Source organism: Bacteroidales bacterium, from assembly GCA_017521245.1.
In the GTDB taxonomy this organism is placed as follows: Bacteria; Bacteroidota; Bacteroidia; order Bacteroidales; family G3-4614; genus Caccoplasma_A.
Genome location: JAFXDI010000046.1, coordinates 1 through 6,429, shown reverse-complemented (window position 1 = coordinate 6,429; position 6,429 = coordinate 1). Strand labels below are relative to the sequence as shown.

The 6,429-nt window shown below is 37.9% G+C and carries 4 protein-coding genes; 1 reads left to right on the top strand and 3 read right to left on the bottom strand.

Going from position 1 to position 6,429, the window contains the following annotated elements:
• Positions 1-537 (bottom strand): secretion protein Por (locus IKK64_06715; protein MBR4119753.1); only part of this gene is annotated, 537 nt, incomplete at its 3' end.
• A 317-nt stretch (positions 538-854) separates the two neighbouring features.
• The gene (gene cysK / locus IKK64_06710) at positions 855-1,775 is read right to left on the bottom strand and encodes a cysteine synthase A (protein MBR4119752.1); all 921 of its coding nucleotides are present in this window, start codon (positions 1,773-1,775) and stop codon (positions 855-857) included.
• A 193-nt stretch (positions 1,776-1,968) separates the two neighbouring features.
• Here cysK and IKK64_06705 point away from each other — a divergent pair, with 193 nt between their 5' ends.
• On the top strand, positions 1,969-3,471 hold the full coding sequence (locus tag IKK64_06705) for a glutamine synthetase (GenBank protein MBR4119751.1): 1,503 nt from the start codon (positions 1,969-1,971) through the stop codon (positions 3,469-3,471).
• Positions 3,472-3,611: 140 nt separating this feature from the next.
• Here IKK64_06705 and IKK64_06700 read toward each other — a convergent pair whose 3' ends face one another.
• On the bottom strand, positions 3,612-6,296 hold the full coding sequence (locus IKK64_06700) for a DNA gyrase/topoisomerase IV subunit A (protein MBR4119750.1): 2,685 nt from the start codon (positions 6,294-6,296) through the stop codon (positions 3,612-3,614).
• Positions 6,297-6,429 lie beyond the last annotated feature (133 nt).

The following is a 6,429-nucleotide window of genomic DNA, read 5'->3' as shown; positions in this document are numbered from 1 at the left end:
TGTTGTCAAGGCGTTGATGTTTGATCCGTGTCCACCGTCACTTGGTGTTGGTGCTGCTCCAAAAGGAACTGATGCTACAACGCCTGATCGTACTCCATTTTTGTGACAAACGTCAAGGAACGCTGCCGGTGCTTGAATCATTGGTGCTGTCCAGTTTCCGTAAATATCGGTATAACTCCACATTGAATATACCTCGCCACCAAAGTAGTATGAGGGAAGACCATTCCAGTTTCCATTATTGGCTACTCCAAGAGGACACCACCACAATAGTTTTCTTTCGGGGTTAAGGCTCTCTTTTACCTGCGTTCCTGTAAATGAGAAACGTTGACGTGGTTTTACACGTGAGATAAAGAACTGCTCATTCTCCGCTGCATCTGTCCCATTGTAAAGGGGTGTGCCGGGAGTCCAGTTTTGGTATGCTTGATACCACGCTTTCTCGCTTCCTATCTTCACATATTGCTCGTGAGAAGGAATACTTTGTGCAGATGCTAAAGTACATACTGCTACAAATAATGAAAGTAAACTTAATTTTTTCATTTAGTACAGCTTTTTTGTTAATAATATGTTATTTAATTGATATTTTTTCTAAAAAATCAACAACTCTTACAAATCATAGTAATGATTACAAACAGACATCTGTCAACTCTTCTAATTACACTCTATACCACGTTGCAAATTTAATAGATATATTTTGATTCACAAAGAGTTTTGTCAGTTTTAAATTTACGAAGAATAAATAGAAAAGAGATATTCTCACTCTAAGTAACTCTCAAAAAAAAGGATGTTTTTTGAGAGTTATTAAATATATAAAATATAAATATGAAAGATATAGGGCAATCCCTACTTTTAGATGACTAAAACAGGTCTGTCGATAGATAACGCTCTCCTGTATCGGGAAGAATTACAACTATGTTTTTACCTCTATTCTCGGAGCGGGATGCAAGAAGCGAGGCAGCATAGAGTGCTGCTCCTGACGATATGCCAACTAATACACCTTCTGTTGCAGATATTAAGCGTGATGCAGCGTATGCATCTTCTCCACTAACAGGAATAACTTCATCAACAACCTCGCTATTGTAAAGTAAAGGAATAAAGTTTGCCCCTATTCCCTGTATTTTATGAGGTCCTGCATTATTACCACTCAATAAAGCACTTTCGGCAGGCTCTACCGCAACAATCTTTACATTTGGATTAAGCTCTTTAAGACGTTTGCCATTACCGCTTATTGTACCACCAGTGCCAACTCCTGCAACAAAAATATCTACATTACCATTAAGGTCGTTCCATATCTCGTTTGCCGTAGTTTGGTAGTGCGCTTCAGCATTTGACAGGTTGTCGAATTGTTGAAGAATAACAGCTCCATCAATTTGAGATTGTAACTCTTTTGCTCTCTCAACAGCTCCTTTCATACCTGCACTCGCTGGAGTAAGTTCAATTATAGCTCCTCGTGCAGCAAGAAGTTTACGGCGTTCAACACTCATACTCTCGGGCATAGTAAGTATAAGTTTATATCCCTTTACCGTTGCAACAAGAGCCAACCCAACACCTGTATTGCCACTTGTAGGTTCAATAATAGTAGCCCCAGGTTTTAGAACGCCTCTTTTCTCAGCATCCTCCACCATAAAAAAAGCAGCTCTATCTTTTACGCTTCCCGCTGGATTAAAATACTCTAATTTAACAAATATATTAGCACCAGCCATAACGTTCTTTTCGTACTCTCTTGCGTGAAGCAAAGGTGTATTGCCTATAAGTTGTGTAATCTTGTTTACCAACATAAAATATCTTTTTAATTGTAATTATTTTGCTAAAATTTAGCTACAAAGGTAATCTCTTGCTTTAAAAAATCAAGAAGAGTTTAATGAAAAATAAAACTTTTTATTAATTTTGAACTGTTAAATAAAATTTGAACTGTTAAATAAAATTTGAACTGTTAAATAAAATTTGAACTAAACAAATAGTTATATAATTATGGATAAAGAACTTGCTTTAAATGCAAATGCCCTTGTTTCTTATTTAGGGAAACCGGCAAAAGAGTTTACCAAAGAAGATATTATACGTTACATTGATGAAAATGGAATACAAATGATTAACTTTATGTATCCCGCAGGAGATGGACGTCTAAAGACTTTAAACTTTGTAATTAACAATATGGCATATCTCGATGCTATTTTAACATGCGGTGAGCGTGTTGATGGTTCGAGTCTATTCCCCTTTATTGAGGCAGGAAGCAGCGACTTGTATGTAATACCTCGTTTTAAAACTGCTTTCTTGGATCCCTTTGCAGAGATACCAACCCTCTCAATGTTGTGTTCATACTTCAATAAAGATGGTGAGCCACTTGAAAGTTCTCCAGAGAATACTCTTGAAAAAGCTTGCAAAGCATTTAATGAAGTTACAGGTATGGAGTTTCAAGCAATGGGAGAGCTGGAGTATTATGTCATAGCTCCTGATGAAGAAGCATTCCCTGCAACCGACCAAAAAGGTTATCACGAGTCAGCGCCATACGCTAAATTTAACGAGTTCCGCACTCGCTGTATGGCATATATAGCACAAGCAGGAGGTCAAATAAAGTACGGACACTCTGAGGTTGGAAATTTCAGTATTGACGGAATGGTGTATGAACAAAACGAAATAGAATTCCTCCCTGTAAGAGCGCAAGATGCAGCCGACCAACTTATGGTTGCAAAATGGATAATCCGTAACCTTGCATACCAAATGGGATACGATATAACATTTGCCCCAAAAATAACAACAGGCAAAGCAGGCTCAGGATTACACATTCATATGCGCATTGTAAAAGATGGACAAAACCAAATGCTTGATAATGGTATCCTTTCAGCAACAGCACGTAAAGCCATTGCAGGAATGATGGTATTAGCTCCTTCAATAACTGCATTTGGCAATACCAATCCAACATCATACTTCCGTTTAGTACCTCACCAAGAGGCTCCAACAAACATCTGCTGGGGAGATAGAAATCGCTCGGTATTGGTGCGTGTTCCACTTGGATGGGCAGCAAAAACCGACATGTGTAAAATTGCCAATCCATTAGAGAGTCTAAGCAACTATGATACATCTCAAAAACAAACAGTAGAGATGCGTTCTCCCGATGGCTCTGCTGACATATACCAACTTTTGGCAGGTCTTGCCGTAGCATGTCGCTATGGATTTGAAATAGATAATGGTTTAGAGATTGCAGAAAAGACATACGTTAATGTAAATATTCACAAAGAGGAGAATGCCGATAAACTAAATTCATTAGAGCAACTACCAGATAGCTGTATAGCATCGGCAGAATGCTTGGCAAAACAACGTGAAATATTTGAGAAACACAATGTATTCAGTCCTGCAATGATTGATGGAATTATAAAGAAACTATCATCATATAACGACCGCACATTACGTGCCGAATTAGACGGAAATCAAGCAGCAATGCTCGAACTTGTACGCAAATATTTCCACTGCGGATAATCGTAAGGATAAATATTAAGTAAAGAGACTATATTAAAATGAAGTAAACCCCAAAGTTTTTGTCAAAACTTTGGGGTTTACTTCACATACGAAGCCTCTTTTGTGTTTTATATAAATGTTATTCTATTTTAATGTGTAATTTAGAAGAGGTGCATCTGACCATTTTCATCAGGAGTTAAGTTCTCTTCTTGTGGAGTCTCTTCTGTATCCGAGTCATCTATATCAACAAATGGTTGTTTGTTCTTATCTGCCTCAACCTCCTCAGGTTCTTTCTCCTCAAGTTGTTTTGTAGGTTCAAGTTCTTTAATCTCTTCTACCTCAAATGTTGTAAGGCGTTTTCCTTTGGCTTTAAACGATTTTACACCGATGAATTCTTCTGCTTCAACCTCCATTGATTCGCGGAATGAATCGCCACCTCCGAACGTTACTCCTACTCGTGCGTATGGCTCATCGGTAAGTAGTATTAGAGTTGAATCGGGATTTTCTCCTAAGAAGTTCTGTTTCTTGCGAGAGTTCTCCATTTGGAATCGTTTGATATATGGGTATCCTTGTTGCGAAGCATCGTTTAGAACGGCTGTCCACACTTTTCCTTCCTCATATTTTTCAAATACTATAATATCGTTTTCATAATGGTTTGTAACATCAAAGTTAGAGGTGTAGAAATCTCCATTCTTAAGTACTACGAGTATAGAATCGTGTCCTGAGAACTCTCCAATATACTCTCCTCTTCCATCGTAGTTTAGGCGAAGGACATCGCGATCGAACCACACTTTTAATCCTCCAAGAGTTGACTCTCCCTTCTCTTTTAGACTGATTCTATGGATCTCGTTCTTAGTTACAATGTTACCCATTGATTGACGCCCTTTGATGGCAATTTCGCTGAAACTCTTTTCAATATATAGGGCTTTCATTCGAGGTTTGGGTTTGAACGTTATTTTCAAGACCTCTGCCTCTCCATTTGAGTTTGCCGAGAACCATGTAATTCTTGAACCGGGTTTACCTTGAGTAAGGTCATACTCTTTGTCGCGTGATACTCCTGTTACAGCAAAACGTTTCATATATTGAAGTCCATCACGTCCATCGCGATAAATCACGTTGTAAATTGTTCTGGTATCGTTCTTTTTGAATACATTCAGGTATAGGATATTTTTACCAACAAACATTTTGTCGGCTACCTTTACAATTTTGTATTTACCATCTTTGTAGAAGATTATAATGTCATCTATATCAGAGCAAGTACATACAAACTCATCCTTTTTAAGCGATGTTCCAATAAAGCCCTCTTCGCGGTTTATATATAGTTTTTCGTTTGCTTCAACTACTTTGGTAGCAACAATTGTGTCAAAACCTCTAACCTCTGTGCGACGAGGATAGTCTGCTCCATATTTCTCTTTCAGATGAACAAACCAATCTATTGTGTAGTCGATAATGTTAGCAAGATTATGATCTATTTTTGCAATTGCATCTTTGTATGCGGCAATTTGTTCATTTGCCTTATCGGAGTTAAATTTTAAGATGCGTCCCATCTTAATCTCCATAAGTTTGAGGATGTCATCACGTGTAATCTCTCTTATGAAGAGTTCTTTAAATGGCTCTAATCTGCCATCAATATGTTTGACAGCCTCATCCATATTTTTGCTTTGCTCAAATCCTTTGTCTTTATATATTCTCTCTTCGATGAATATTCTCTCGAGCGAAGCAAAGTGTAAGCGTTCCGAAATTTCGTTACGTTTTATTGTAAGTTCATTTCTGAAAAGTTCTACTGTTCTGTCGGTACTTCTGCTAAGAAGTTCGCTCACGGTTAAGAACTGCGGTTTACGGTCGCATATTACACAACAGTTAGGTGATATGTTTACCTCACAATCGGTAAAGGCGTATAGTGCATCGATTGTCTTATCTGATGATGTGCCCGGTTGAAGATAAACTAAAATCTCGGCATTTTGGGCAGTATTGTTATCTACCTTCCTTATCTTTATTTTACCCTTCTCTTGTGCTTTTAATATAGACTCAATAAGGGTTGTTGTGGTTTTCCCAAAAGGTATCTCGGTAATTGCTAATGTTTTATTATCAATTTTCTCTATTTTTGCGCGAACACGAATAGTTCCACCACGTTCTCCATCGTTATATTTTGATACATCAACATAACCCCCTGTTTGGAAATCGGGGTATAGCTCAAAATCCTCACCTTTTAAGTATGCGATAGAGGCATCGAGAAGTTCATTAAAGTTATGAGGTAATATCTTTGAAGATAGACCAACAGCAATACCCTCAACTCCTTGAGCAAGAAGCAATGGGAATTTTACAGGAAGTGTAACAGGCTCATTGTTTCTTCCGTCGTAAGATGGTTTCCACTCAGTTATTTTAGGGTTAAAAAGAATCTCCAATGCAAAGTGAGACAGACGTGCCTCAATGTAACGAGGTGCTGCCGCACCGTCGCCAGTTAAAATATTACCCCAGTTACCTTGACAGTCGATAAGTAACTCTTTTTGTCCCAATTGAACAAGAGCATCTCCAATTGATGCATCACCATGAGGGTGATACTTCATTGTGTTACCAACAACATTAGCAACTTTATTGTATCTTCCGTCCTCAAGCTCATTCATTGAGTGAAGTATGCGGCGTTGAACAGGTTTAAGACCATCCTCAATATGAGGAACAGCACGTTCCAATATCACGTACGAAGCGTAGTCGAGAAACCAACTTTGATACATACCTGTAAGGTGTAGTTTTTTCTCGCCTGATGAACTTGATTGATGCTCTTTTGATGAAACTTCAGGATTGTTAATTTCTTCTTTCTCGTGGTTTAAAGAATCCTCGTCTGCCATTATCGTGTACTTTTGCTCTATTAGTTGGTAAAATTGGGGTTGTTCGGCTTAAATATAGGTTAAAAATGTATTTATAAAACCTAAATAAGCAAATTTACAAGCAAAGATACAAATTAAATCGAAAAAAATCGTT

Excerpts from the sequence above, each read along its gene's own strand:
- IKK64_06705 (MBR4119751.1), top strand. The coding sequence starts at position 1,969 with ATGGATAAAGAACTTGCTTTAAATGCAAATGCCCTTGTTTCTTATTTA.
- cysK (MBR4119752.1), bottom strand. The coding sequence starts at position 1,775 with ATGTTGGTAAACAAGATTACACAACTTATAGGCAATACACCTTTGCTT.
- IKK64_06700 (MBR4119750.1), bottom strand. The coding sequence starts at position 6,296 with ATGGCAGACGAGGATTCTTTAAACCACGAGAAAGAAGAAATTAACAAT.